Source organism: Dyella nitratireducens (assembly GCF_014642835.1).
GTDB lineage: Bacteria > Pseudomonadota > Gammaproteobacteria > Xanthomonadales > Rhodanobacteraceae > Dyella_B > Dyella_B nitratireducens.
On sequence record NZ_BMJA01000005.1, the window covers coordinates 25876 to 52647 of the forward strand.

A 26772-nucleotide genomic window follows, 5' to 3' on the forward strand; every position below is an offset into this window, starting at 1 on the left:
AGCGAGCCCTGCGACGACTTCAGACTAGGCAGGTCGGCACATTCCCTCCATAGCCAATTGCCCGTATTTTCTTAGAGCCATTGGGAGGGCGTTGCGTGTTTCTAGAACTCGACGGTCGGGGGCCACTCTACGATCAGCTGACGCGTGCACTGAAAGCTTCGATTCTCGATGGCCGCATTCCCGCGGGTACGCAGCTGCCGCCCACGCGTGAACTGGCGCAAGAGTTGGAGATTTCACGCACCACCGTGCTCGCAGCCTACGAACAGCTGCGCGCGGAAGGCTTTATCGACGGCCGGGTCGGCTCAGGCAGCTTCGTCAGCCACCTGCAAGCCAGGCCGCTGCAGCACCACGTTCAAACCAACATTCCGCCACCTTCGCGTTATGCGCAACGCGCACGAGCGGTGCGTAATTGGGATATTCCGCGCCTCCACCGCGGGTTGCGGTACGACCTGCTATACGGTTATCCGCAGATCAACCCCGCGCTCAACAACGCGTGGGGACGCGAGCTGGCACGCGCGGCGGCGTACACCCGCCTCAACGCCGTCGAAGTAGCCGGACTCAGCACGCTACGCCAGCAGACCTGCGACTATCTGGCGCGCCGACGTGGCGTGCAGGCAGAGCCGGAAGACGTAGTGATTGTCAGCGGCACACAACAAGCCATCGATCTCACGGCGCGCGTGCTGATCAACGAAGGCGATCACGTCGTACTGGAGGAACCGCATTATTTCCTCGCCCATCAGGCGCTGGTGGCACATGGTGCGGAACTCGTCGCGGTGCGCACCGACCAGCATGGGTTGGTATGTGACGAGCTGCCCACCCAGCCACCACGCCTGATTTACGTCACACCCTCCCATCACTTTCCTTCCGGCGCGGTGCTTTCCATGCAACGCCGGCTCGATCTGCTCAATTACGCCGAACGACATCAGTGCTGGATTCTGGAAGACGACTACGACGGCGAATTCCGCTACGACGCGCATCCGTTGGCGGCACTGCGTTCGCTCGACGAACGGGATCGCGTGATCTATGTCGGCACCTTCTCCAAGGTGCTATTTGGCGGATTACGCCTGGCCTACATGGTGCTGCCATCTGCGCTGCGCCTGGATTTTCTCAGCGCGAAATACCTCAGTGACATGGCCTGTCCGGTCATCGAACAGGCAGCGCTGGCGCATTTCATGGAAGACGGCGGTTTCGAGCGCCACCTGCGCCTGGGGCGCAAGGAGTTGAAGGCGCGTCGCGAAGCGTTGGTCGCCGGGCTAAACGAGTACGCAGGTGATCGCGTGACAATCACCGATACGCCTGCCGGCATGCATCTGGTGGTGTGGCTGCGTGGTTACGACACGGCGCGCAGCGAGGCGCTGATTGCCTATGCGCATGAACATGGGCTGGGACTTTATCCGATCAACCCACTGTATTTGCACGAACCGCAGCGCCAGGGGCTGCTGCTGGGCTATTGCGGGTTGTCGGTGAATGAATTGCGCGAGGCCATGCAGCTTTTCGGGCAATGCCTGGATCACATGGATCGCATGTGAAAGCCGCTTATACGTCTCCTCCCGGGCTGTAAAAACGTTGATCGTCGCCCCCTCGTGCACTCCGGGAAGATGGGCCTGAGGTTTTTTCATAAGGTCGGAAGGAAAGGCGTAAGCAACGCTTGGTGCGCCGCGGCAAGCTTTGCCTTATGCTGAGCGGCTTTCCCTGCTTTGGCAAAGATGTGAGGAGTGCCCCATGGGCCTGGATATGGTTAGCGCCGGCCGCGACGTGCCGAACGAAATCAACGTCGTCATCGAGATTCCCAAGGACGCGGAACCGGTCAAATACGAGGTGGACAAGGAAAGCGGCGCGATTTTCGTGGACCGCATCCTCTCCACGCCCATGCGCTACCCCTGCAATTACGGCTACGTGCCGGGCACCCTGGGCGGCGACGGCGACCCGCTCGACGCGCTGGTGATCCTGCCGCTGCCGCTGGTCCCGGGCTCGGTGATCCGCTGCCATCCGGTCGGCATGCTGAAGATGACCGACGAGGCCGGCAGCGATGAAAAGCTGGTGGTGATTCCGTCGAAGAAAATCTTCCCTGGCTACGCGCACATCGAAGACATCAAGGGTGTCTCGGGCCACTGGCTGGAGCGCATCGGCCACTTCTTCGAGCACTACAAGGATCTCGAGAAGGGCAAATGGGTGAAGGTGGAAGGCTGGGTTGGCGCAGAAGAAGCCAAAGCCGAAATCCTCGCTGGCGTGGAGCGTTGCAAAGGCAAGGCTTAGCCACGCAGAACAAAGCACGCCGCCAAATGGCGGCGTGCTTTGTTGAGCTTTTTGATTAGTCCCCTAGCACAACACCCGCGCCAACGCGGAAGATCGGCGAATCGCCTCGGGCCACTGAGACGCCCGCATTGATGTTGACTCGGCCGTTCATGCTCCAGCGCGACACGGCCACGCCTAACGCGCTTTCGCCACGGTAGGACGCAGCCCCTGCGCTCAGTGCCACCTTGCCTGGCGCATAGGGCATGTTGTTCACCAGCGCCGCCGATGACGCAATACCACGATTGGCCTGTCGCTGGTTGTGATTGATCAGCTGCTTCAGATCGTCGATCTTCTGGCCAGTCCAGCCCTGCAGGTTTTGCAGTTGCCCGACGTTGACAGCATCGGTAGCCTGCGTACCGGCGGCGACATTGGTGATCTGACGTTCGGCACCTTCCGCGCCCACTGAAACTGTATTAGCACGCTCGGCCACTGAGCCCGCGCCCAAAGCCACCGCATTGGTACCCGACGAAACCACCGTTGCTCCCTGACCTATCGCGGTGCCGGAAACTGCATTCGCGCTACTGTTGGCACCGATAGCTGCAGCATTGCTAGCACCGGCCGCTACCGTACTGTTCGCCCCCACTGCCACGCTGTTGTCAGCGTTGACTTTGGCGTTGCCCCCGATCGCGGTGTCATGGTCACCAGCAGCATACGAATCATTGCCAGCCGCCAAGCCATAGGCACCGAGAGCTTGGGCATTGTGGCCAACGGCCGAGGCGTTATCACCCGTCGCCACCGAGTTGTAGCCCAGAGCCACCCCAGGTGTATCGCCCGCGTTAGCCTTGTCATTGGCACCACTGCCGCCGGTGCCGTCCAAATAAGGGGGCGTACGGTCTTCATTCTCCAAAACGGTAACTCGGCTATCCAGACCGCCAATCTTGAGTTGCAAATCACTTTGCAAATCCGCGAGCTGCCCGAAATTCACCGCGTCGTACGTGCTTATACCGTTAGCCACGTTATGGATCGCTACCGGTGCTGACATATCTATACCGCCAAGCGTGATCGAGGTACGACTCGCATCATCGTATTTCACCGCGGAGGAATCGATATCGCCAACTTGGCCAGCAAGATCCATCAGCTGACCGACATTTACCGCATCATTGTCCTGCGTACCGGCCGCCACGCCACGGATCTGACGATCTCCGTCGATACCATTCACCGTAACCAATGTACCGCCACTACTCGCTGCCATCGTCACCGTTGCGCTGGCATCGACCTGCTGCACCAGGCCAGCATGGCCGATGAGCAGATTGTTGATATTATCGGTATTGCTTTCCACCTGCTGATGGGTTGCATACAGCTGCGAACCGTTGACGGCGTCGTGGCTGGCACCGGATAGCTCACCATCCGCAATGTTATGCAATGCCACAGGCGAGACAGCACCGGCGCCACCAAGGGTTATCGATGTCTTGCTTGCATCGTCATATTTCACCGCCAAGGCGTCGAGATCATTAACATCTCCGGCCACATCATTCAGCTGGCTCAAGTTGACGGCATCGTTGTCCTTGGTGCCAGCAGCAACACCAGTGATCTGACGGGCGCCTGCGGTACCGGTGATATCCACTACCGTGCCACCGCTAGCAGCCGCCACCGTAATCTGAGCGTTGGTGTCAGCTTGCTGCACTAGGCCTGCATGACCGATCATCAGGTCGTTGATGCTGCCCTCGTTCACCGTTACTCGGCTATCCAACTTGGCAATATTCTGTGCATTCGCTGTGACGTCCTGATTCGTAGCATAGAGTTGCGAACCGTTGACGGCATCGCCGCTGGCTACGGATACGTTTCCTGGCGCTACGTTATGTAACGCCACCATTCCACTGGACTGACCATTGCCCAGCGTGACGCTGCTGTAATTAGTTGTACCGTCGGCATTCGTATCGTATGCAACGCGACGATTGACGCCGATATCGAGCACACCGAGCGCGTCACCGACGTTATTCTGAGTTCCACCCTGCATACTATAAGTTGGCGAAGTGATCGTCCCATCTGCATTTATGGCAGCGCCACCACCATAGCCGCCGACGATCGACTGAGCTTGACCGACATTTACAGCATCGGTCAAAGCCGTACCAGCTGCGAGATGATTGATCTGATTGCCACCAACGTCAAAAGCACCACCAATGGAAAGCTTGCCGTTGATAAAAGCACCATTGCCATTCAGCACCATGGAATTGGCGTCGAGACCAGCAACATTCATAGCGGCAACGCTGTTCACGTTGCAACCCGAATATTGACCGTTATTAATATGGCTACCACCGGTGAAATCGTCGATCACTCGGGTACAACCGCCATCGGTCATATCATTGACCATGAATTCGGCCGCCCATGCCGAATCCGTCGGTACGCCCAGCAGGGCCATGAAACTCAATATCGCCATGGACAATGAAGTCTTCTTCTTGCCTGAGTCTATGGTGGTCCTTGAAGCATCGATCAGGCTCCTGGGCAACATGCTCGAGGTCGGCTTGCCAGTCTTATTCATACGATTCCTTGATATTCATGTCTCGGCCGTGGCCAAAGCAAAAAACTCCATGCACCAGGAGAACATTGCCCTGGCGCGCCGAAACAACGAAATGAGTGATTAAGCCAGCTCAATGAACCCGCAAAGGCAGGTCACCATCCCTGGCAATGATGGTGAACCAGGATGTTATACATCGGCATTGGACTTCTAATATCAGGCTTCGCTCAAACAAGCTCGACACAGAAACTCGATAAGGTGTCGGAAAAAAATTGCAGCTGTAATGTCTTGCGCACATGACTAATGCCATTGAATTACAGACATATATCAATCAATCGATCGTTATTTGCATGTACACGAAACGACTGAATGATCGGTGATCCTATTTTTCATCGGCAGACACTCTGAATTCCCGAAACTAGAGTGTCGACGGGCAAGATTAGGACACGTTCAATCCGCTTTCCCACGGCGGCACGTCCCCAAACTGCTCCGCCAGGAAATCCACGAACGCACGCACGCGCAACGGCACCAGCCGACGCTGCGGCATCACCGCATAAATGCCGGTCTCGGCAATCGCATACTGTGGCAACACGACTTTCAATCGACCGGTACGCAGGTCGTCGCATACATGCCAGGTGGAGTGCTGCGCAATGCCCAGCCCCGCCAGTGCCGCATCCCGCAGCATTTCGCCCAGCGTCGATTCCAGCCGGCCGTTGACCCGCACCGTATGCAGTTGGCCTTGCGCATCATGCAGGCGCCAAATGTCCTGGCGGCCATGGCTGCCCACCAGCATCAGGCATTCGTGTTGACTGAGTTCTTCCGGAGTTTTCGGCATGCTGAAGCGCCGCAGATAATCCGGCGAGGCGCATAGCACGCGGCGGTTCACTGCCAGCTTGCGTGCCACCAGGCGCGAGTCGTGCAACGCGCCGATGCGGATGGCGAGATCAAAGCCGGCGCTAATGAGGTCCTGCAATTCGTCACTGAAGTGCACGCTCAGGCGCACGCGCGGATAGCGCGCCATGAAAGCTGGCAGCAAGGGCGAAACATATTGGCGCCCGAACGACGCCGATGCGGTAAGCCGCAGAGTACCGCCAACATCCGACGCGCCCTGACGCAGGCCCGAGGTGAGCGCTTCCAGATCCTCCACCAGGGTCCGCCCTTGTTCGGCCATTGCCAAACCTTCCGGGGTGGGGCTCAACCGTCGCGTCGTCCGATGCAGCAGCCGCACCCCCAGGTGCTGCTCCAGCCGCTTCAAACGCTGGCTGGCGACGGCAACGGACAGATCCAGGCTACGCGCGGCGGCGCTGATCGAGCCTTGATCCAGCACGCGCATGAACAGGATGAGGTCGCCGACGCGATCCATATTTTCAATATTTCATTGAAAGTGATTCATCATATTGGCTGTTTTTATAGAAGATGCAAGCACCTACGCTGCGGTCCATCGCTTTTCGATGGAGTCCGTCGCATGACCACCTCCCCCTCCCGTTCCACGCCACTGGCGCTTTACGCACTGGCTGCTGGCGCCTTCGGCATTGGCACCACCGAGTTCGTCATCATGGGCCTGCTGATCCAGGTCGCGGCCGATCTGCACGTGAGCATCGCCACGGCGGGCCTGCTGATTTCTGGTTATGCGTTTGGCGTATTCGTAGGCGCCCCAGTGCTGACCATCGCCACCAGCCGCCTGCCGCGCAAGGCGGTGCTGATCGGACTGATGGCGATCTTCACCCTCGGCAATATCTGCTGCGCCATCGCGCCGAATTACGCGGTGCTGCTGCTGGCGCGCGTGATCACCTCGCTGGCGCATGGCACGTTCTTCGGCGTCGGCTCGGTGGTAGCAACCAGTCTGGTGGCAGCCGACCGCCGTGCTTCAGCCATCTCGATCATGTTTACCGGACTCACCATCGCCACCTTGCTCGGTGTGCCGGCCGGCGCCTGGCTTGGTTTGCACTTCGGCTGGCGCTCCACGTTCTGGGCCGTTGCTGCGATCGGCATCGTTGCCATGCTGGTGATCGTGGCGCTGGTGCCTGCCGGCCATGGGCACGGCAAGCGCATCGCGGTGCGCGAAGAATTGCGTGCCATCGGCAATCCATCCGTGCTGCTCGGTTTGCTGATGACGGTGCTTGGTTTTGCCGGCGTGTTCACCGTGTTTACCTATATCCAACCGATCCTCACATCGGTGACTGGCTTTGGCGAAGCAGCCGTCTCGCCCATCCTGTTGATGTTTGGCGTCGGCTTGATCGCCGGCAATCTACTCGGCGGCAAACTTGCCGATCGCCATTTGACACGCGCGCTGCTGCTCACATTGATCGCACTGATCGTGGTATTGGGCGTGATGACCTTCGCGCTGCATAGCAAAGTGCTGGCGGTGCTGTTCGTGGGACTGCTCGGCATTGCCGCCTTCGCTACCGTGCCGCCGCTGCAATTATGGGTGCTGCACAAGGCCGATGACGCAAAGAGCCTTGCATCCAGCTTGAACATTGGTGCGTTCAATCTCGGCAATGCGCTCGGCGCCTGGCTGGGCGGCATCGTCGTAGCGCGTGGTCCCGGTCTAGGTGCACTCACCTGGGTGGCAGCACTCGTCACCTTCTCGGGTCTGTTGGTTGCCATGTGGGCGCAGCAACGCGAAGCGAATCTGCAACGCCTGCCGGCGGATGCCTGCGCCAGCAATGGCACCTGATCAATCGCCTTCTACTATTCACCGCAAGGAATGAGCATGGATTATCGATTGCTTGGCGCATCCGGGTTGAAAGTACCTGTCCTCGGTTTTGGCGCAGGCACGTTTGGCGGCAAGGGGCCACTGTTCAGTGCATGGGGTAACGCGGATACCGAGGAAGCACGCCGCTTGCTCGACATCTGTCTCGATGCTGGCGTGAATCTGTTTGATACGGCAGACGTCTATTCCGATGGCGCTTCGGAAACCATTCTCGGTGAAGCGCTGAAAGGCCGCCGCGACAAGGCCATCCTTTCTACCAAACTCACATTGCGTGCAGGTGATGGCCCCAATGACGTAGGTGCATCACGGCACCACTTGGTGAGTGGCGTCGAACGCGCACTCAAGCGCTTGCATACGGATTACATCGACCTGCTGCAATTGCATCACTTCGATGCAATGACACCGGTGGAAAGCGTCATGCGCACGCTCGACGACCTGGTGCGTGATGGCAAAGTGCGTTACCTCGGCGCTTCGAATTTCTCCGGCTGGCAGTTGATGAAATCGCAAGCCGTGGCCGATCGCTATGGCTACACGCGCTTTGTGGCCAACCAGACGTACTATTCGCTGATCGGCCGCGATTACGAGTGGGAACTGATGCCGCTGGGACTGGACCAAGGCGTTGGCGCGGTAGTTTGGAGCCCGCTGGGCTGGGGTCGCCTGACCGGCAAGATTCGCCGTGGTCAGCCGCTGCCCGCAGGCAGCCGCCTGCACGAGACAGCAAGTTTTGCGCCGCCAGTGGATGAGGAGCGGCTTTACCGTGTCGTGGATGCACTCGATAACATCGCCGTGGAAACCGGCAAAACAGTGCCGCAGGTTGCGTTGAACTGGCTGCTGCAACGCCCCAGCGTGTCGACCATCCTGATCGGCGCCCGCAACGAAGCACAGCTGCGCCAGAACCTCGGCGCGATCGGCTGGAATCTGACGCGCGAACACATCGCACGATTGGACGCAGCCAGCGCCGTCACCCCGCCTTATCCCTATTACCCGTATTGGAACGGACAATTTGCCGAACGCACGCCGCCGGCTGTCCAGACTGCATGACGCAAAACCTCGGAGACCCGATGATGAAAGCCGTTGCCCTCACCCGTTATCTGCCCATCGACGATCCGCAGTCGCTGGTCGACGTGGAGTTGCCCAAACCGGAGATCGGCCCGCAAGACCTGCTGGTGCGCGTGGAAGCCGTATCCGTCAATCCGGTGGATACCAAGCTGCGTGCACCCAAGCCACAGGTCGAAGCGCAACCGCGCGTGCTCGGCTTCGATGCCGCTGGAACGGTGGAAGCGGTCGGCGCCGACGTCACCGGTTTCAAGCCGGGTGATGAGGTGTATTACGCCGGCGACGTGACCCGTGCAGGCAGTAATGCGCAATACCAAGCCGTGGATGCGCGTCTGGTTGCGCATCGGCCGCGCCGTCTCGATGCCGCTGCAGCTGCAGCCTTGCCGCTCGTCACCATTACCGCGTGGGAGCTGTTGTTTCAGCGCATGCCATATCAACCCGAGCAAAGCGGCCATGGCAAATCGCTGCTGGTGATTGCGGGTGCCGGCGGCGTAGGTTCGATGGCCATCCAGCTCGCGCGTCGAGCCGGCTTCACGGTGATCGCCACCGCATCACGACCGGAAACGCAGGCATGGTGCCGAGCGATGGGTGCGCAGCACGTGATCGATCATCGCCAACCGTTGACAGCGCAGCTGAAGGCGCTGGGTTTCAGCGAGATCGACGCCGTGGTCAATCTTGCCGACACCGCACACTACTGGAACGAACTGGGTGAATTGCTAGCTCCGCAAGGTCACGTCGGCTTGATCGTGGAGCCGAAGTCGCCCGTCAACATGGGTGATCCGTACAAGGCCAAGTGCATTGGCATCCATTGGGAAATGATGTTTGCGCGGCCGCGCTTCAAAACCGCCGACATGGGTGAGCAAGGACGCATCCTGGCTCGCGTGGCGGCATTGATTGACGAAGGCGAACTGCGTGGCATTCAGCACGAAACCTTGAGCCCGATCAGCGCTGAAAACCTGCGCGAGGCGCATCGGCGATTGGAGTCGGGCAGCACGATCGGCAAGGTGGTGCTTACGGGCTGGTAATGGCCATGGACCCGCCATTCCCACGAACGCGGGAATGGCGGCCCTACGGTTAATGATGTACCCGGGGCTTGGCCGGTTCGCCTTTCTTGCCAAGTTCTTCGAGCAACGTCGACAGATCCTCGGCGTGCTCTTCCTCCTTCGCCAGAATGTCCTCCATGACGCGACGCGAGGTCGGATCATCGTTCCCAAGATATTGCGCGATGAAGTCGCGAGCGCGTTCTTATGGCAACACGTAATCGAAGATGTAGAAATGCTTGCCCTGTTCGATCTGGATTTGCATGGATCCGGTGAGACCCGTCAACGCCTCCGTGCCCGAATCCGGCACCACCGTCACCGATAGCTGCGGCACGCCACGATTCATGATCCCGTGATGCTGCAACACGAAGCTGCCCTGTTTACCGTGTAACGAACCGGTCACCCGTTCGATCGCTACATAGCCAGCCGAACCTTGCACTTGCCCCATGGCTGAAAGCATTTCGCCAAGGCTGGTTGCTTGCAGGTCACCTTGGAACTGTTTGTCGATGGTCATCCGCCCCAGGTTAGCCTGCGCGATGCCGGGAGCCGCCGGTTGCGGCGCAAGTTTCACTTCAAAGGTTCCATTGGCCTGCATAACATGCTCCGAGTCGCTTTTCTCTCAAGACATTAGTACAACTGCGCCGATGGGGATTGGAAAAACGCGACAATCATGAGTGCCGACCCGGGCAAGCCTCGTGGCGTATTGCATCAGCGGCTTGAGCACGGCGAGTTCCAGCACGCCCGTCGCATGCCATCACCCGCACTGGCGTGCCTGATCGAACACTACTGGTTCGTGTCATGGGACCTGCGCGGTCTTCCTGCGCAACAACAGGAAACCCTGCCTCATCCCAATGTGCACCTCGTGGTGGAGCCGGGATTGACGGCTATTTATGGCGTGCACACGGGTCGCTTCGTTCGTCTCCTGGAAGGACAAGGCCGTGTATTCGGTATCAAATTCAAGGCGGCCGGCTTCTTTCCTTTTTATGGCGCACCAGTCTCCGAGTTGATGGATCGTTCACTCGATCCTGGTCACCTTTTCGGGAACGACGCGGCACGCTTTGAAGCAGAAGTTTTTGCCAGCGAAGACGTGGATGCCATGTCCGCAGCCGCCGAGCGGCTATTGCTTGCTCACTGGCCGCCACCAGACCCGAATGTCGCGCGCGTGAGCATGATAGTGGCCGATATCGCAAAGGATCGAAGCCTGACCTCGGTGGAAGCGCTTGCGCAGCAAACGGGTCTTGGCAAGCGCGCACTGCAGCGGCTGTTCAACCAGTACGTTGGCGTCAGTCCCAAGTGGGTGATCAACCGATATCGCTTGCACGAAGCCATCGCGCAACTGCAAGCGGGTGCACCGGTCGCATGGGCTGAACTGGCGCAGCAGCTTGGCTATTTCGATCAGGCACACTTCATCCGCGACTTTCGCAAGCTGGTGGGGTGCTCTCCGGCAGCCTATGCGCGTACCGAGGCCGAACGAGGGCGCCCGGACTGACTGTGTCAACGGGCGCCTGTCTACCCTCCCCCCCTGTGGGAGAGGGATATAAGGCCACATCACGCCTTGTGGTAAACCTCTGCACCTTGCGAGCGAAATTCCGCTGCCTTCTCGGCCATACCTTCTTCCAGCGCAGCGGTTTCATCCACGCCATGCTCCGCCGCGTAATCGCGCACGTCCTGCGTGATCTTCATCGAGCAGAACTTTGGACCGCACATGGAGCAGAAGTGGGCCGATTTGTGCGCATCCTTCGGCAAGGTTTCGTCGTGGAATTCGCGCGCCTTGTCCGGATCGAGGCCAAGGTTGAACTGGTCATCCCAGCGGAATTCGAAGCGTGCCTTGCTGAGCGCGTTGTCGCGCACCTGCGCGCCAGGATGACCCTTGGCTAGATCGGCAGCATGCGCGGCGATCTTGTAGGCGATGATGCCGTCGCGTACGTCCTGCTTGTTCGGCAGGCCAAGGTGTTCCTTCGGCGTGACGTAGCAGAGCATGGCGGTGCCGAACCAGCCGATCATCGCGGCACCGATGGCGCTGGTGATGTGGTCGTAGCCGGGGGCGATGTCGGTAGTGAGCGGCCCCAGCGTGTAGAACGGTGCTTCGTGGCACTTCTCCAGCTGGCGCTCCATGTTTTCCTTGATCAATTGCATCGGCACGTGGCCGGGGCCTTCGATCATCACCTGCACGTCGTGCTTCCAGGCGATCTGGGTGAGTTCGCCCAGCGTATCCAGTTCACCGAATTGCGCGGCGTCGTTGGCGTCCGCCACGCAGCCCGGACGCAGACCATCGCCGAGGCTGAAGGACACGTCGTAGGCCTTCATGATCTCGCAGATGTCCTCGAAGTGGGTGTAGAGGAAATTCTCCTTGTGATGGGCCAGGCACCACTTGGCCATGATCGAGCCGCCACGCGAGACGATGCCGGTAACGCGCCTTGCCGTGAGCGGCACAAAGCGCAGCAGCACGCCGGCATGGATGGTGAAGTAGTCCACACCCTGCTCGGCCTGCTCGACCAGCGTGTCGCGAAACAACTCCCACGTGAGCTCTTCGGCGATGCCGCCGACTTTTTCCAGCGCCTGGTAGATCGGCACGGTGCCGATCGGCACCGGCGAATTACGGATGATCCATTCGCGCGTTTCGTGAATGTTCTTGCCGGTGGAAAGATCCATCACGGTGTCGCCACCCCAGCGGATGGACCACACCAATTTTTCGACCTCTTCGGCAATGCCTGAGCTGACTGCGCTATTGCCGATGTTCGCATTGATCTTGGTGAGGAAGTTGCGGCCGATAATCATCGGCTCGCTTTCCGGATGGTTGATGTTGGCGGGGATGATGGCGCGGCCGCGCGCCACCTCGTCGCGCACGAATTCCGGAGTGATCAGCTTCGGCAACGAGGCACCGAAGGATTCGCCCGGATGCTGCTTGCACAGCGCACTCGCTTTGAGTGCCTCGATGCGCTGGTTTTCACGGATGGCGATGTATTCCATCTCCGGCGTGACGATGCCGCGGCGTGCGTAGTGCATCTGCGTAACGTTGGCGCCGGCTTTGGCGCGCAACGGGGTACGCGTGTAACCAAAGCGCACGGTATCGAGCTTGGCATCCGCCGCACGCTCGCGGCCGAAGGCAGAGGTGAGTCCGGGCAACTGCTCGACGTCGCCGCGTTCCTTGATCCAAGGTGAACGCAACGCAGGCAGGCCGGCCGCCAGGTCGACGATGTAATCAGGATCGGTATAGGGGCCGGATGTGTCGTAGACGGTAATGGCTGGATTGCCTTCTCCGCCGAACAAAGTTGGCGTCTGTGCCTGTGCGATTTCGCGCATCGGCACTTTCAGGTCGGGACGGCTGCCCTGCACGTGGATCTTGTGCGAACCCGGGATCGGGCGAGTGACGGCTTCGGAGAGTTCCTGCGCGGCGCGCACGAGATCGGAGGGCAAGGCATTCATCGGCATTCGTCCTTCTGGTATCCGCACTGGAGTGCGGGGTGTGCGGACCTCCGCACGGGATCGAAGCGATGGCGCCAACGCACGGTGGTAACCGTGCGGCGAAGCTCCCTACACCGGTGCTAACCGGATCAGGTTCGAAGGGACTCTCTCAGCCGACAGGTGGTCGGCACCCCCGCTTCCTAACAACAACCCCACTATTTGACCATGAAGCGGGGTGATAAACGAGTGCAGATGCCGGTTCAGTGCTGCGACGGCGCGTAAGCGCGCAGGAACATCGTGACGCTGGCACGAGCGTTTTCTTCGATTTCCTTGGCGTAGGCCTGGGCGCAATCCACGCAGCCGAACATGTGCCGCATCATCATGTCGCCCTTGATCAGCGAGATGAACTGGATGGCCGCGCGCGGCACATCAGCAATATTGAGCTTGCCTGCATCGGTCGCCTGCTGCAGCAGGCGCTCCAGCAAGGCCTTTGAACGCATCGGGCCCTCTTCCCACATCAGCTTGCCGTAGCGGGGGTTGCCCTGACGGCAGTCGCTGAGGATGGCGCGGAACGTACCCACGGTTTCCGGATTGCAATCCAGATGCGCATGGGTCTGGGCGATGCGATGGAGGATGTCGCCAATATCGGCGCCAGGGTCGAACTGGTAGGTCTCTTCGGGCAGGAGATCCTGGATGCGCGCGCGGATGACCTCGCGGAACAGGTTGTCCTTATCGCCGAAGTGACTATAGACGGTCAGCTTGGATACGCCTGCTTCCGCGGCGATGGCATCCATGCTCGTGCCGGCGAAGGCATTGCGTATGAACAGAGCCTTGGCGGCGTCGAGGATGGCCGCGCGCTTTTCCATGTCCTTAGGGCGGCCTGGCCCATGCGGCTTGGTCAGCGGGATCGAGTTCATGGATGCACCTTCACAAATCAAAAAACCCAATTTAATATACGGGTCGGTTTACTTATTTTCCGAATGATACCGAATATTTCGGCCAATGTGCGTAACGACTCCAGAAATGGCGCTCAGCGCCCCCTACCGCAAGATCCAGCGCCTGCTTTCGCAGTGGCTGGAAGGTAGCCGGACAGCGCGCAGACAGGTATTCGCGATCCGGGCCCTGGTGCCAACCCTGGATGCCACAGACAAGCATCGTTTGTGCCGATGGTTGGCCTGGTGGTGCGTCGCGGCCGGACATCGCGGGGAATGGTTGCTTGGACGCATCGAACGGCTGGATTCCGCGCTCGGCGCAAGCACCGAAGCGGCGCTTTCTCAGCTGCCGCTCGGGGTGGGTCTAAGTGCCGTTCGCCAGCATCGGAAAAGTGCGTAAATGTCCGCGGACACAGGACATTGCATGACTTACGTCAGGTCGTTGCGATGACTTCCGGCACTTCGTGCAAGGCATGTCGCACCGCAACCTTACCATTGTCGAAACAGGGTCTAAACGCTTATCCTTTTTGACCTTTTTTCGATCCACATAGGCTTGTTTTCCATGGCGATGAACTTCGATCAGGCGCGTCAAAACATGGTTGAGAACCAGGTGCGCCCCTGGGAGGTGCTGGATGGGCGCGTGCTTGACGTGCTGCGTCACGTCCGCCGCGAAGACTTCGTGCCGCCCGCGCATCGCCAGCTCGCATTCGCCGACCTGAATCTGCCGCTTGGCCACGGCGAAGTGATGATGAAGCCGGTGATTGAAGGCCGCGTGCTGCAGGCATTGGAACTGAAACCCGAAGATGGCGTGCTGGAAATCGGCACCGGCTCGGGCTTCCTCACCGCCTGCCTGGCCAGCCTGGCCGCACACGTCACCAGCGTAGACGTCCATGCCGATTTCACTGCCTCCGCTGGCGAACGCCTGAAGGCCGCCGGCATCACCAATGCACAACTGCTTACCGGTGAAGCCGTCAACGGCTGGCAGCCGCAAGGCACGTTCGATGCCGTGGTTGTCACCGGCGCTGTTTACCGTATTCCCGACCGTTTCCTCACCTGGCTCAAGCCTGGCGGCCGGTTGCTCGTCGTTCGCGGCGAGTCGCCCGTGCAGCAGGTGCTGGTGCTGACCCACGAGGGTAACGGCCGTTATCGCGAGGAAAGCCTGTTCGAGACGGATCTCCCCTATCTCGCGCACGCCGAGCCTCCTCGCCGATTCGTTTTTTGACCCTGATTTTCCGAACCTACGAGGCGAACCATGCGCTTGAAGCTTCTGACCCTTGCCCTGTCCCTGGCCGCAGTTTCCCTGCCCAGCCACGGCGAGGATTTGCTGGATGCATACCGTCAGGCGCGTGCGAACGACCCTGTCCTGGCACAGGCCGACGCCACCCGTCTTGCCGTTCACGAAGGCGTTCCGCAAGCACGCGCGCTATTGCTGCCGCAGATCAGCGCGGGCATGAGCCTGCAGCAGCAGAGCATCTCCGGCAACAACAGCTTGAACGGCATCAACAACGGCAATAGTGGGATTACCAGCGGACACGAGCGCACGCGCTCGGTTTCGGCCAGCATTGACCAGACCATCCTCAACCTGTCCGACGTTGCAAACCTGCAAGCCGCACACTCCACCTCTGATGCGCAGGAAAAAACCTATGAGGCTGCCGCGCAGGAATTATTCGTGCGTGTCGCCAGCGCCTACTTCACGGTGCTGAACGACGAGGAGCAGGTCGCCTACGCCAAGGCCAACGAGGAAGCCTATCGCGTTACCTACGACCAGGCCGAGCAGCAGTACAAGGTGGGCATCGCTGCCATCACCAACGTGTATCAGGCCAAGTCGTATTACGAAGCTGCCAAGGCAACCACGGTTACTTACGAGAACACGCTGGCCAATGATCGCCAGGCGCTGACGGTCATCACCGGCAAGCCGGTAGGCGATCTGAAGAAGCTGCGCGAGGATCTGCCCATGACTCCGCCTGCACCGGCCGATCCGCAGGCCTGGGTGGATAGTTCGCTAAAGAACAATCCGACCCTGCTGTCGTCGCAGCTCTCCGTGGATGCTGCCGACCACAGTGTCAACGCTGCCCGCGCCGGCCATTTGCCGACGATCACCGCCAGCTTGTCCCGCGCCAAGAGCACCTCATGGCTTGAGAACGGCAGCTACAACGTCGCTGGCAACGGTCGCTACGGCAACACCATCGGCATCACGCTGTCGGTGCCGATCTTCGAGGGCGGCGCCACGCAATCGAAAGTACGCCAATCCATCGATCAGCGCGACGAAGCACAGGATTCGCTGGAACTGACCCGCCGCCAGACCATCCAGAACACGCTGAACTACTACAACTCGGTGCTGGCCGGCATCAGCGAAGTGGAGTCGGGCAAAGCCGCAGTGGACTCTGCGCAAAAGGCCGTGGACGCCACCAAGGCGGGCTTCCAGGTAGGTACGCAGATCATGCTGGACGTGCTGAACTCGATCCAGCAGCTCACCCAGGCACAAAGCACCTACTCGACCGCACGCCACCAGTTGGTGCTCAACCGTCTGTTGTTGAAGCAGTCGGCTGGCACCATCGATTACGACGATCTCCAGTACGTCAATTCACTACTGCAGTAATTCCATGGACGCGATGGAAAAAGGCCGGGTACTACATCCCGGCCTTTTTCGTGCTTGAGAGGAAGGCGGAAGAGACAGCTACTCCTGCAGCATCCGATCGATCAGATGCATCACACGCCTCACGGCGCCGCGCTCGCTGTCGAACACCACACGTGCCTGGCGCCCCATCTGTTTGCAGCGCGCTTCATCCTGCAGCAGCTCCAGCACCTCGCCACCCAGCGACTCGTTTTGCGGCACACGCTTCGCACCACCACCGCGGATCAGCGTCAGGGTAATTTCTTCGAAATTGAAAGTATGCGGCCCGACCAGCACCGGCCGAGCCAATGAAGCGGGTTCGAGCACATTGTGTCCGCCGATCGGCACCAGGCTGCCACCGACGAAAGCGACATCGGATGCTGCAAAGAACGGCATCAACTCGCCCATCGTGTCGATCAGGAACACCTGGTGCGACTCCCCTGGCACGCGGTCAGCGCTGCGCATCGCCATGGTGAAGCCCAGGCTGCGCACCGAATGCTCCACCAGCCGGAAGCGTTCGGGGTGGCGCGGTGCGATCAGCAGCAAGGCATCGGGCAGACGCTTGAGCACTTCCAGGTGCGCCTCCAGCACCGCCAGTTCCTCACCTTCGTGGGTACTGGCGGCAATCCATACCGGGCGCAGATGACCCCATTGCTGGCGGAACGCTTCACCGGCTTCCAGCGCACCATCCGGTACCGGCATGTCGAATTTGAGGTTGCCGCTGACGGTGACCAGTGCCGGGTCGGCGCCCAGCAGACGGTAGCGCGCTGCATCGGTGCGCGATTGCGCCGCGATCTGCCGCACGCATCGCAAGGCCGAACGCAGCAGCGCACGCATCGGCGCGTAGCCGCGCAGCGAACGGCCGGACAGGCGGGCATTGACGATCATCAGCGGAATCCCGCGCCGGTAGCAGCCGAAATACAGATTCGGCCAGATCTCCGTTTCCACGATCAGCGCCAGCCGTGGCCGCACCTGCTTGAGGAAACGATGCACGGAGAACGGCAAGTCATACGGCAGGTACACATGAAACACGCTGTCGCCGAACAACTGCTGCACACGCGCCGATCCGGTCGGTGTGACGGTGGTGACCACCAGCGGCGCGTTGGGATAGTCCTGGCGCAATGCCTTGATCAGCGGCTCCGCCGCGTTCACCTCGCCCACCGACACGGCGTGCACCCAGATGCTGCCGCGTAGATCCGGCGCCTTGAAAATGCCGAAGCGCTCCGGCCAGCGCTGGTGGTAATTGCCATAGCGCATCCCGCGCGTCAGCAACCGCATCACGATCAGCGGGGTGGCCAGGTACATCAGGAGCGTATAGAGGTAGCGCAACGTCGCGTTGGTTCCGGTCCGGGACGCGAAAGTATACGGGTCCGCACGCTCGGCTCTCCCATCGGAGGAGAGGGAATGCAGACCTGCCGCTACAATGGTCCGAATGCCCGGAACACCTTATCCCTCTTTTACCCGCTCCCTGCTCGCACCACGTCTTTGGCCGGCGTGGATCGGTGTGGGCATCATGAAGCTGATCGCGATGCTGCCGTTCCCGGTATTGATGGGGATAGGCCGCGCACTGGGCTGGATGATCGAGCGCGTTCCCTCGCCACGCCGCCAAGTAGCCGCCACCAACGTCGCGCTGTGTTTTCCGGAACTGGACGCCAAGGCGCAAGCGGCACTGGTAGACGCGCATCTGCGGGACATCGGCATGATGCTGATCGAGTTCGCACTGGGCTGGATGGGCTCGGACCGCGCCATCGGCAAGATCCCGGTGACCATCGAAGGACTGGAACATCTGGAAGCCGCCCATGCAGAGGGGCGTGGCGTACTGCTGGTCGGCGGGCATTTTTCGCATCTGGAACTCTGCGCGCGGCTGGTGTCGCAGCGCATCCGCATCGCCGGCATGTATCGGCGCATGGACAATCCCGTCTTCGAATGGACGGTGCTGCGCGCCCGCCTGGGTTACGCACGCGCCATGTTCGACAAGGACGACATCCGGGGCACCGTGAAATACCTGCGCGCTGGCGGCACGCTCTGGTACGCACCCGATCAGGACATGCGCAGCAAGGACAACGCCTTCGTACCGTTCTTCGGCGTGATCGCCGCCACCATCACCGGCACGCATCATCTCGCGCGCCTGTCCCGTTCGGTGGTGGTCCCGTTCTTCCACCGCCGCCTGCCGGGTAGCCAAGGTTACGTCCTGCGCCTGGGTGCACCGCTGGAAAACCTGCCGAGCACCGATGCCGAAGCCGATACCGCCCGCGTCAACCACTGCATCGAGGACATGGTGCGCGAGGCGCCAGAGCAGTATCTGTGGGTACATAAGCGCTTCAAGACGCGGCCAGAAGGCGCCCCCCCTATTTATTGAGCGTCGACAGGCTGACGTCAGCCTCCCTCGGTACATAGGCGTATTGGCTTTCGCTACACGCCCGTCGTCATGCCCCTCAACCGCCCACTTCGCCGGTCGAAACACCGCCCGGCACCGCCGTTTGCCGTAAAATTTTGCGCACGGCAGACAAGGAACACTGCATGACTGCGCAGCAAGGACAGCAGGCCCAAGCCTGCCCGATCTTCATGTACCACAACATTGCGCAGGCTCCCCGGGGCCTCAAGCGCTGGCGCAGCCTATACGTGAGCCCCGGCGCATTTGCACGCCAAATGTGGCTGCTCAAGCGTCTGGGCTACACAGGCCTGTCCATGGCCGATGCGATGCCCTACCTGCGCGGGGAACGGCAAGGCCGCATCGCGGTGATCACGCTGGACGATGGCTACGTCGACAATCTCCAATTCGCGCTGCCGGTGCTCAAGCGCTACGGCTTCACCGCCACCTGCTACGCAGTGAGCGGCAGCATCGGCCGCTACAACAACTGGGATGCGGAAAAGCTTGGCATCCAGAAACCCTTGATGACGCCTGGCCAATTGCGCGCCTGGCACGAGGGCGGCATGGAGATCGGCGCGCACACGCGTTCCCATCCACACTTGCGCCAATGCAGCGACGCGCAACTCCACGACGAGATCGCCGGCAGCAAGGCCGACCTCGAAGACGTGCTGGGCGCACCGGTCACGCAGTTCTGCTATCCCTACGGCGATATGGATGATCGTGTCGCCGAGATCACGCGCGCATCAGGGTACGCCGCCGCCACCACCACCCAGCGTGGCCGCGCCATCATCGGTACGGATCTGTGGCGCCTGCCGCGTGTGCAGGTCGCTCGCCATCATGTGCTGCCGCAGTTCGCGATGCGTGCCTTCACCAACTACGAGAACAAACGCTACGAGAGCAGGCGCGCATGAAATTTCTTTTCGTCGGCACCAATCCCGAAAACACCGGTGCCGCCACGCATTTCGTGGCACTGGCCCAGGGCATGGTGGAAGCGGGCCACCAGGTCAGCGCCGTGGTCTATCCCAATGGGCTGATCGCCAACGCGCTCGCCAAGGCAGGCGCCAAGCTTTACCCGGCGAAGTTCCGTAACGTGTTCGACCTGCGCGGCTATCGCGCCACCTTCAAGGCGGCGCGCGATCTGCAACCGGATTGGCTAGTGGGCAACTTCGGCAAGGAATACTGGCCGTTGATCCTGGTAAGCCGCTTGCTGGGTATCCCGCTAGCCTTGTTCCGGCACCGCACGCCGCCGATGGGGCGTGTCTCGGGTTATCTGGTGCCACGCCTGGCACAACGCTTTTTTGCCGTCTCCGCGCATGCACGGCAGGCTTACCTTGAGCGCGGTGTGCCATCGCCATTGGTGCGCGTGCTGTACAACCCGGTGAACATGGAGGCGTGCAAGCCTGATCCGCAACGCCGCAGCGAAATCCTGCATCAGCTCGGCATTCCGCAAGACGCCATCGTGCTCGGCTACTTTGGCCGCATCCATCACAGCAAGGGCATCTTTACGCTGCTTGAGGCGCTCGATGGCGCGATGGCGCAAGAATCACGCTTGCACTGCCTATGGCTAGGCCATGGCCCGGACGTGCAGCAATTGGGCGAACGCATCGAGGCGGGCTCCTTCGCGCATCGCCATCACATGCTCGGCTGGATCGACGACGTGCATCCGTACTACAGCGCGATTTCGATGCTGGCGTTTCCTTCCATCGCCACGGAAACCTTCGGTCGCGTGTCGGTGGAAGCGCAAGCAGCGGGCGCGCCGGTGCTCGGCAGCAACATCGGCGGTGTGCCTGAAACGCTTTCGCCCAACGTGACGGGACTATTGCTGCCGCCGGGCAATGCTGCCGCGTGGCGCAATGCCATCCTCAAGATGTGCGAAGTGGACGTGCGCGAGCCGATGAGTGTGGCGGCACGTGATTTTGTGGATCGGCATTTCAGTACGCGGGTGATTGCGGACGAGTTTGTGCGCATCCTTGGCGACAATTAAGACGCGACACATGCTCGATAGCCGCCGTTCCCGGCAAGCGGAAATGACGGCCGTGGATCACTTATTCTGCGCGCGCCGTGCCTCATGCAACTTGGCGTACTTCAAAAATACATAGCAGGCGCCCAACACGCTTGCAATAAACCCTGCCCAGCCGCTCAAGAAATACCGCTTCAACACAAACTGCCGCAAAAAAAACAGCGGTGGATAAACCACCATGCGCATGCCGGTAAAACGCTGCCCACGACGCAGCTTATGCGCCACCATGCCACTGCTGTAGCGATTGATCTTCTCCACGCGCGTGGCGATATCGCCATCGCCATTGTTGACGAAGTCCGCACCCCAAAGCGTTTTCACGGGTCCACGCACTTCCACGGCAGCATGCACCTCCACATCGTTCATGCCGCCACGCCTGCGATTGAACAAGCGCAGATGCCCATTGCGGTGGCTCCAGCGATGCTGCACGGTCCAGAACATGCGCTCGCGGCGGGGAATGCGAAAGCCGGCATGCCGCGGATCTTCCAGCGCGCGCTCGATGATGGTACGCGTGCCCGGCGAAAGAACTTCATCTGCATCCAGATTGAGAATCCAATCGTTGCACGCCAGATCGTAAGCACGCTGCTTCTGCGGACCGTAATCGTCGAACGGATGCACGTCCACCCGCGCACCATGCATGCGCGCAATCGCCACCGTACTGTCGGTAGAGCCAGAATCCAGCACGACGATTTCATCCGCCCAATCCACTTCGCGCAGGCAGGCGTCGAGCGTATCGGCGTTGTTGTAGGTGATCAACACCACCGAAAGCGGTTCACGTGCCATGCTGTATTTCCTCCCTGTCGGCATAAAGCGCCGCACACCACAGGCCCAGCAGCCAGGCGAACAGCAGTCCCCACCAGGCCGAATAGAAGGCCAAATGCGTATTGATCGGAAAAAGCATCACGGCCAGTGATACCGTCACCGGAAACGCAGCCGCCTTGCCTGCCTTACCGGCATGCCTGATGGCCCGCCAAGCGATCACCATTCCAGTCAGCCACAACAGCAAACCCACGCCGCCGGTTTCGGTAAGGATTTCCAGCACGACCTGATGGGGGTGGCATGCGCCGGCACCCTCGCCACAGCTTTCTGCCGTCAGGAAGTGATCATTCGCCGGCGCAAATTGCGGATACGCGTAGCGGAAGTCCCGCACGCCGACGCCGGTGACAGGATGCGCCGCGATCATTGCCATGCTATGGCGCCAGATGTCCAGCCGTCCTGTCATCGCCTCGTTGAGATCCTGCTCATTGCCACCCAGAACCTGCAGTGTGCGTTGCATGCGTGTATCGAAACGCGTCGAGGTTTTCCAGGCAATACCGCCAGCTACCAGCGAGATCGCCGCGACCAGGGCGCAAGCCGTGATGAACCGCAACGGCGAGCCGGCTTCCCGCCACAGGAATACCAAAGTCACCAGTCCAAAGCAGATCCACGCCGCACGCGAACCACTCAGCATCACCGGCCCTAACAACAGCAGGAACGCGATGCCCAGACCACGACGTCCCCATCGTTCCCGCGCAACCCAAATCGCCATGGGCGAAAGCACGGCCAAGGTCGGCCCGAGCTTGGGATCGTCCGCGCCGAAAATACCCGAAATACGCTCAGGTTCGGCATGACCACGCAGGCTCCAGCCGGTCAACATTTGCATCCACGCGTCCAGCACCCAGAAAGCGATGACCACCGCCACGGCGCCATAGAAATCGCGCAGGCGCGACGTGCTGCTCAATGCGTAGCAGGCATACAGACCCAAGGGGATGTAACGCAGAAACGCCAAGGCGGTCAGCGCGCTCTTGCCCGGCATGATGGCCGCCGGTACCGACAACAGCGCGGCAGCGATGTAGCAACCCAGCAGTACGCACACCAGCCGGGAACCTGGATGCTCACGCAGCATCCTCGGCAGGCGCCGCCATGCCAATGCCATACACACGATGCATACTATGGCACCGGCCTCGGCAGCACGTCCGAACGGTAGCAGCGCCACCAGGGCCCAGTAAGGCAGCCATGGCTGACGCAGCAAGCTCTTGAAGTTGATGGGGGAATGAATGCGCATGCGTGAGCCTGGAGTTTGCCTCAGGCGGATAGGTCATGGGTGCGACGCGGATATCCGTTGCCGAATCAACGATGCAATACAAGCGTTGATTCGACGCCACTGAGGCTACCGCGTTTAGCCCTTGCTTGCCCGCAATTTGGCCGACCTCGACCATGCTTTGAGCGCGAGGCCATCAATAGAATGAGTACGCAGTAAAAAACCTTACTTAATACTTCTCAAACCAGCAAGGATTTCTGCATGAAAGCGCTTTTGCACGCACGGAAGTTTGTCCCTCTCTTATTCTTGCTTTCCTTCGCCAGCGCGCACGCTGGCAACTCGCAAATCCAAGTACTCAGCGCCACGATCAGGGATCAAAAAATTCCTGATGCCACGGTAATTGTGCAGCGGAACGGCACGCCATCCGAACGCGCCACCACCGACGCCCAAGGTAATGCCCCGCTACCTGCCGACCTGACTGATGACAGCAATTCTCTGATCATCATCAAAAAAGAAGGCTATTCGGATTTGATCGCCAAATGCCCGTGCGCGGGCTTGAGCTATGCACTTAGTCCCGTCATGAAAAATCTGGATGGCCTGCGCGTGGTACTGAGCTGGGGCGCCCAGCCGCCGGATCTCGACTTGCATGTCGCGTTCCCGAACAACCATGTGTACTGGCGCAGCAAGCGAGGCACCGACGCCAACCTGGATATCGACCACGTCGACAGCTACGGTCCGGAGACCATTACTCTGGAACGCAAACATCAAGGCGATACGTACGTCTTTGCGGTGCACGACTACACCGATCGGGATCACGCCGACACCATGGCGCTCGCCAACAGCCAGGCCAAGGTCTTCGTCTATGTCGGGCAGTCGCTGGTTCGCAGCTATTACGTACCGCACAACCAGGCCGGCAATTTGTGGACGGTGTTCCGCATTACCGGTGAAGGCGATTTCCAGGACATCAACACGATGCGCGGCGTCACGGTCGATGCGGGCGACGTGCTCGGCCAGATCGACAGCTATAACAACGAACAGATGCAGGTAACCGCCGCCAACCAGGCGGACATCGATCCGGCTCGCGCCAAGGCGCTGAACCAGAACGGCGAAAAGACCTATCACGCCGGCAATCTCGATGGTGCGATCAGCCTGTATCGCCAAGCCATCGATCTGGATCCTAACTATGGCCAGGCCTATAGCAACCTGGGACTCGCCTATCAAAAGGCAGGCCGGGCTGCGGAAGCCATCTGGGCGGATCGCAAGGCCATTGCGTTGGCCAGCGGCCCGACTGCTGCCACCGTGCGCGCCAGCTCGTATTACAACATCGGCCGGCTTTACGAAGATGCAGGCCAATACGCCGATGCCTTGAACAACTATCAGGCAGCCAAGCGCGAAAAGGCCAACCCGGTCTACGACAACGCCATTCAGCGCGTCAGCAATCATCATTGATGCCCACGACGCCCCGCAGTCATGCGGGGCGTCCTTGCCCGAGCCTTCTTATGCGCCGAATCTTTGTTTCGGCGATTCTGCTGGTGTTTGCGGCGGGATCGCTCCATGCAGCTGGCCCCAGCGAAGTCGCCGGTGGCGACCGCACCTTCTGGCCTACACCGATTCATTCCACCGAATCATTCGATCTCGCTTCGCGCGCCGAATTGCTTGCTTTCGGCAAGGCGCTGGCCGACAGCGAGCAACTCGATGACCAGGCCCTGCAGCAGCGCCTGCAAATCAAATCCTTCGATCATGCGTCGGTGGAACACATCCGCGCCATCTACTGGCAACGGCTCACCACCAACTACATGCTGGCCGCCGCTCACTGCGACAACCAGCAGCTGTTCTGCGCACCGGTGCATAACCAGAGCGATTTCAAGCGCGCAGCGATCGCCTTCACCGCGCCTCCGCAGGCGGATTACCGCGCATGGTTCGATCAAGCCAGTGCGTTCCATCGCATATACCTGGATGAGCTGCTGCGGCTGGCCGCCTTGTTTCCGAAGGTGAATAGCGAGGTGGAAACCTTTTCAGCGCAGGAGATCGACGGCAATGGATTGGGCGACCGCGAATTTCTGTTGAGTTTCGACGATGGCCCGACGCGCGCCGGCGGCTCGACCGACGCCATGTTGCAGATACTGCGCTCGCTGCATCTGAACGCCACGTTTTTCACGCTGGGCGGATCGTTGCAGGCTCGTCTGCAGCAGACCTCGCCGGCTGCCGTGGCTGCGACGTATCAAGGCATGTGTGTCGGTGCGCATGGCTGGGAACACCGTTCGCACAGCACGTGGCCAGCATGGCAGGATTCGGTGACTCGCAGCATTGCGCTGGTGCACGATAATCTGCCGGATAGCTACGTACCGCTATTCCGTCCGCCTTACGGCCAACGCCGGCCCGACAGTGGCGCTTTCTTTGCGCAGCATGGCTTGCACGTCGCCTTGTGGAATATCGACTCGCAGGACTGGAACGCCAAGGTCGACGCCGATCAGGTCAAACAGCGCGTGTTGTCACTCATGCTGTTGTGGCGCCACGGCATCATTCTTTTCCATGACATCCACACCAAGGCGCAAGTAGCCGTGCCGTGGCTGCAGAGTCAATTGCATGACACCGATGTGCAATGGCTCGACTGCCACCGGTTTTCGGCAGGCGCATAAGCTGGCAGGCCATACGCCACAGCGCATGAATATCGCGCTGTGGCCACCGGCGCTCAGCCAGCCACTTCCTCGTACAACGCCAATGCGGCGTGCTGCATATCGATCAGGCGATAGCGTTGCAGTGGTGCGATAGGCGGCGCGACGCGCAGCAATTCCGCTGCGCGTTCGACCAGGCGCTCACGGTCGCCGGGGGGTACACGCCCGGCGGGATACAGCTCGGCCAGCAATTCACCCACGCCGCCGTGGGCATAGCCGAGTACGGGGCGACATAGCGCCAAGGCTTCCACCACGGTGCGGCCGAAGGCTTCGGGCTTATTGGAAAGCTGCAGCACCAACGCGGACATGGCGTAGATATCGCGCACGTCCTGGCGCGCCGGCGCCATCACCACGTGGTTCTCCACACCCCGGCCCTTGATCAGGTCCTTCAACTCTTGCACGTAGGCTTCACGGCCAGGCTCGACCACGCCCAGCAGCAGCAGGCGTGTATCAATGCCACGCTGCTTGAGTTCGGCCACCAATTCGATGGCGTCATGATGACCTTTCAGTCGGGTGCCCCGGCCGGGCAAGGTAAGCAGCGGCGCGCCGGCAAGCTTGGGAAATTCGTTGAAGAAGGCCTTCTGCCAGCTCTCGTCCGGACGATGCCCATACGGAAAGGCTTCCGGATCGATGCCGCGCGGAATGATGCGGATACGGGCGGTATCCAGCTTGTGGTAATGGCTGATGAGGTAGTCACGCACTGTCTGCGAGACCACCACGATGCGCTCGCCCCTCAACATGATGGCGCTGTAGCGGCCGGGTGAGTTAAGCCCGTGCACGGTGGTGATGAAATGCGGCTTGGGGGACATGCCTTTGAGCGCCCACCAGCCCATCCATGCCGGCAGCCGCGAACGGACGTGGACGACGTCAGGCTTCAGCTCACGCAAGATACGTCGCAAGCGCCCCAGCCGGCCAAGCGTCGACAGCGACTTGCGGCCGATATCCAGGGTGATGTGCTCGCTGCCTTCGGCCTCGAGCTGCGCGGTCAGACGGCCGCCCGCGGAAATGACCACCGAGCGATGTCCGGCCTGCACCAGCGCCTGCCCCATCTCCAGCACCGAGCGCTCCGCCCCGCCCGAGTGCAGCGCGGGGATGAGCTGCACAACGGTCAGCGTTCTGGCCGGTGTGGCGGCAACGGACATGGTTCCCTCATTTGCGACTCTCATCCGTAAAACCCAA

At 60.5% G+C, this 26772-nt stretch carries 24 protein-coding genes, 1 pseudogene and 1 riboswitch; of the genes and pseudogenes, 15 read left to right on the forward strand and 10 right to left on the reverse strand.

Going from position 1 to position 26772, the window contains the following annotated elements:
• Positions 1–95 precede the first annotated feature (95 nt).
• Both pdxR and ppa read left to right on the forward strand, forming a co-directional pair.
• Positions 96–1529, forward strand: a complete 1434-nt coding sequence (pdxR, locus tag IEX75_RS20465) for a MocR-like pyridoxine biosynthesis transcription factor PdxR (protein WP_188797248.1) — start codon at positions 96–98, stop codon at positions 1527–1529.
• A 193-nt stretch (positions 1530–1722) separates the two neighbouring features.
• The gene (gene ppa, locus IEX75_RS20470; protein ID WP_188797250.1) at positions 1723–2256 is read left to right on the forward strand and encodes an inorganic diphosphatase; all 534 of its coding nucleotides are present in this window, start codon (positions 1723–1725) and stop codon (positions 2254–2256) included.
• Between the two features lie 55 nt (positions 2257–2311).
• On the opposite strand, the gene IEX75_RS20475 is transcribed toward ppa, so the two are convergent.
• Positions 2312–4654 (reverse strand): YadA family autotransporter adhesin, encoded by a 2343-nt coding sequence (locus tag IEX75_RS20475; protein ID WP_188797252.1) that lies wholly within the window; start codon positions 4652–4654, stop codon positions 2312–2314.
• Between IEX75_RS20475 and IEX75_RS20480 the strand changes: the two genes are divergently transcribed.
• Positions 4653–4877 (forward strand): hypothetical protein, encoded by a 225-nt coding sequence (locus tag IEX75_RS20480; protein WP_188797255.1) that lies wholly within the window; start codon positions 4653–4655, stop codon positions 4875–4877. The two genes, IEX75_RS20475 and IEX75_RS20480, sit on opposite strands and share 2 nt — an antisense overlap.
• A 312-nt stretch (positions 4878–5189) precedes the next feature.
• Here IEX75_RS20480 and IEX75_RS20485 read toward each other — a convergent pair whose 3' ends face one another.
• Positions 5190–6113, reverse strand: coding sequence for a LysR family transcriptional regulator (locus tag IEX75_RS20485; protein WP_188797258.1), 924 nt, complete (start codon positions 6111–6113; stop codon positions 5190–5192).
• Positions 6114–6215: 102 nt separating this feature from the next.
• On the opposite strand from IEX75_RS20485, the gene IEX75_RS20490 reads away from it, so the two are divergent.
• From IEX75_RS20490 to IEX75_RS20500, 3 genes are read left to right on the forward strand one after another with little or no spacing between them, the layout of a single operon-like run.
• On the forward strand, positions 6216–7427 hold the full coding sequence (locus IEX75_RS20490) for an MFS transporter (protein WP_188797260.1): 1212 nt from the start codon (positions 6216–6218) through the stop codon (positions 7425–7427).
• Positions 7428–7463: 36 nt separating this feature from the next.
• Positions 7464–8504 (forward strand): aldo/keto reductase, encoded by a 1041-nt coding sequence (locus IEX75_RS20495; protein WP_188797262.1) that lies wholly within the window; start codon positions 7464–7466, stop codon positions 8502–8504.
• A gap of 23 nt (positions 8505–8527) precedes the next feature.
• Positions 8528–9544, forward strand: a complete 1017-nt coding sequence (locus IEX75_RS20500) for a zinc-binding alcohol dehydrogenase family protein (protein ID WP_188797771.1) — start codon at positions 8528–8530, stop codon at positions 9542–9544.
• A 49-nt stretch (positions 9545–9593) separates the two neighbouring features.
• Here the strand turns inward: IEX75_RS20500 and IEX75_RS20505 are convergent.
• Together IEX75_RS20505 and IEX75_RS20510 are read right to left on the reverse strand one after the other, a co-directional pair.
• A pseudogene (locus tag IEX75_RS20505) lies at positions 9594–9746 on the reverse strand (bacterioferritin); the annotation flags it as partial.
• A gap of 18 nt (positions 9747–9764) precedes the next feature.
• Complete coding sequence (locus tag IEX75_RS20510; protein ID WP_188797264.1) at positions 9765–10154, reverse strand: DUF3224 domain-containing protein; 390 nt, start codon at positions 10152–10154, stop codon at positions 9765–9767.
• A 75-nt stretch (positions 10155–10229) separates the two neighbouring features.
• On the opposite strand from IEX75_RS20510, the gene IEX75_RS20515 reads away from it, so the two are divergent.
• Positions 10230–11048, forward strand: coding sequence for a helix-turn-helix domain-containing protein (locus IEX75_RS20515; protein ID WP_188797266.1), 819 nt, complete (start codon positions 10230–10232; stop codon positions 11046–11048).
• Between the two features lie 59 nt (positions 11049–11107).
• Here IEX75_RS20515 and thiC read toward each other — a convergent pair whose 3' ends face one another.
• Positions 11108–12985, reverse strand: a complete 1878-nt coding sequence (thiC, locus tag IEX75_RS20520; RefSeq protein WP_188797268.1) for a phosphomethylpyrimidine synthase ThiC — start codon at positions 12983–12985, stop codon at positions 11108–11110.
• 88 nt (positions 12986–13073) lie between these two features.
• Positions 13074–13169: riboswitch (TPP riboswitch) on the reverse strand.
• Positions 13170–13224: 55 nt separating this feature from the next.
• Positions 13225–13881, reverse strand: coding sequence for a TetR/AcrR family transcriptional regulator (locus tag IEX75_RS20525; RefSeq protein WP_188797270.1), 657 nt, complete (start codon positions 13879–13881; stop codon positions 13225–13227).
• 106 nt (positions 13882–13987) lie between these two features.
• On the opposite strand from IEX75_RS20525, the gene IEX75_RS20530 reads away from it, so the two are divergent.
• The 3 genes from IEX75_RS20530 to IEX75_RS20540 all read left to right on the forward strand — a co-directional run bounded on the left by IEX75_RS20530 (position 13988) and on the right by IEX75_RS20540 (position 16495).
• The gene (locus IEX75_RS20530) at positions 13988–14296 is read left to right on the forward strand and encodes a hypothetical protein (protein ID WP_188797271.1); all 309 of its coding nucleotides are present in this window, start codon (positions 13988–13990) and stop codon (positions 14294–14296) included.
• 162 nt (positions 14297–14458) lie between these two features.
• Positions 14459–15118 carry a protein-L-isoaspartate O-methyltransferase family protein gene (locus tag IEX75_RS20535; RefSeq protein WP_188797273.1) on the forward strand — a complete coding sequence of 220 codons (660 nt, stop codon included), beginning with the start codon at positions 14459–14461 and terminating at the stop codon, positions 15116–15118.
• Between the two features lie 30 nt (positions 15119–15148).
• On the forward strand, positions 15149–16495 hold the full coding sequence (locus IEX75_RS20540; protein WP_188797275.1) for a TolC family outer membrane protein: 1347 nt from the start codon (positions 15149–15151) through the stop codon (positions 16493–16495).
• A 78-nt stretch (positions 16496–16573) separates the two neighbouring features.
• Here IEX75_RS20540 and waaA read toward each other — a convergent pair whose 3' ends face one another.
• Positions 16574–17839, reverse strand: coding sequence for a lipid IV(A) 3-deoxy-D-manno-octulosonic acid transferase (waaA, locus tag IEX75_RS20545; protein WP_188797277.1), 1266 nt, complete (start codon positions 17837–17839; stop codon positions 16574–16576).
• Between the two features lie 94 nt (positions 17840–17933).
• Here waaA and lpxL point away from each other — a divergent pair, with 94 nt between their 5' ends.
• The 3 genes from lpxL to IEX75_RS20560 all read left to right on the forward strand — a co-directional run bounded on the left by lpxL (position 17934) and on the right by IEX75_RS20560 (position 20865).
• Positions 17934–18869 (forward strand): LpxL/LpxP family Kdo(2)-lipid IV(A) lauroyl/palmitoleoyl acyltransferase, encoded by a 936-nt coding sequence (gene lpxL, locus IEX75_RS20550; protein ID WP_188797279.1) that lies wholly within the window; start codon positions 17934–17936, stop codon positions 18867–18869.
• Positions 18870–19030: 161 nt separating this feature from the next.
• Entirely contained in the window at positions 19031–19792 is a 762-nt protein-coding gene (locus tag IEX75_RS20555; protein ID WP_229720996.1) for a polysaccharide deacetylase family protein, read from the forward strand.
• Positions 19789–20865: a glycosyltransferase family 4 protein gene (locus IEX75_RS20560; RefSeq protein WP_188797281.1), complete on the forward strand. Its 1077-nt coding sequence runs from the start codon at positions 19789–19791 to the stop codon at positions 20863–20865. Before IEX75_RS20555 ends, IEX75_RS20560 begins: the two co-directional genes overlap by 4 nt.
• 57 nt (positions 20866–20922) lie before the next feature.
• Here IEX75_RS20560 and IEX75_RS20565 read toward each other — a convergent pair whose 3' ends face one another.
• On the reverse strand, positions 20923–21681 hold the full coding sequence (locus IEX75_RS20565; protein ID WP_188797283.1) for a glycosyltransferase family 2 protein: 759 nt from the start codon (positions 21679–21681) through the stop codon (positions 20923–20925).
• The gene (locus IEX75_RS20570; protein WP_188797285.1) at positions 21671–22942 is read right to left on the reverse strand and encodes an O-antigen ligase family protein; all 1272 of its coding nucleotides are present in this window, start codon (positions 22940–22942) and stop codon (positions 21671–21673) included. The genes IEX75_RS20565 and IEX75_RS20570 overlap by 11 nt, the downstream gene beginning before the upstream one ends.
• Before the next feature lie 237 nt (positions 22943–23179).
• Here IEX75_RS20570 and IEX75_RS20575 point away from each other — a divergent pair, with 237 nt between their 5' ends.
• Positions 23180–24367 (forward strand): tetratricopeptide repeat protein, encoded by a 1188-nt coding sequence (locus IEX75_RS20575; RefSeq protein ID WP_188797287.1) that lies wholly within the window; start codon positions 23180–23182, stop codon positions 24365–24367.
• Positions 24368–24417: 50 nt separating this feature from the next.
• The gene (locus tag IEX75_RS20580) at positions 24418–25557 is read left to right on the forward strand and encodes a polysaccharide deacetylase family protein (protein WP_188797288.1); all 1140 of its coding nucleotides are present in this window, start codon (positions 24418–24420) and stop codon (positions 25555–25557) included.
• Positions 25558–25610: 53 nt separating this feature from the next.
• Here IEX75_RS20580 and IEX75_RS20585 read toward each other — a convergent pair whose 3' ends face one another.
• Complete coding sequence (locus tag IEX75_RS20585) at positions 25611–26735, reverse strand: glycosyltransferase (RefSeq protein WP_188797289.1); 1125 nt, start codon at positions 26733–26735, stop codon at positions 25611–25613.
• Positions 26736–26772 lie beyond the last annotated feature (37 nt).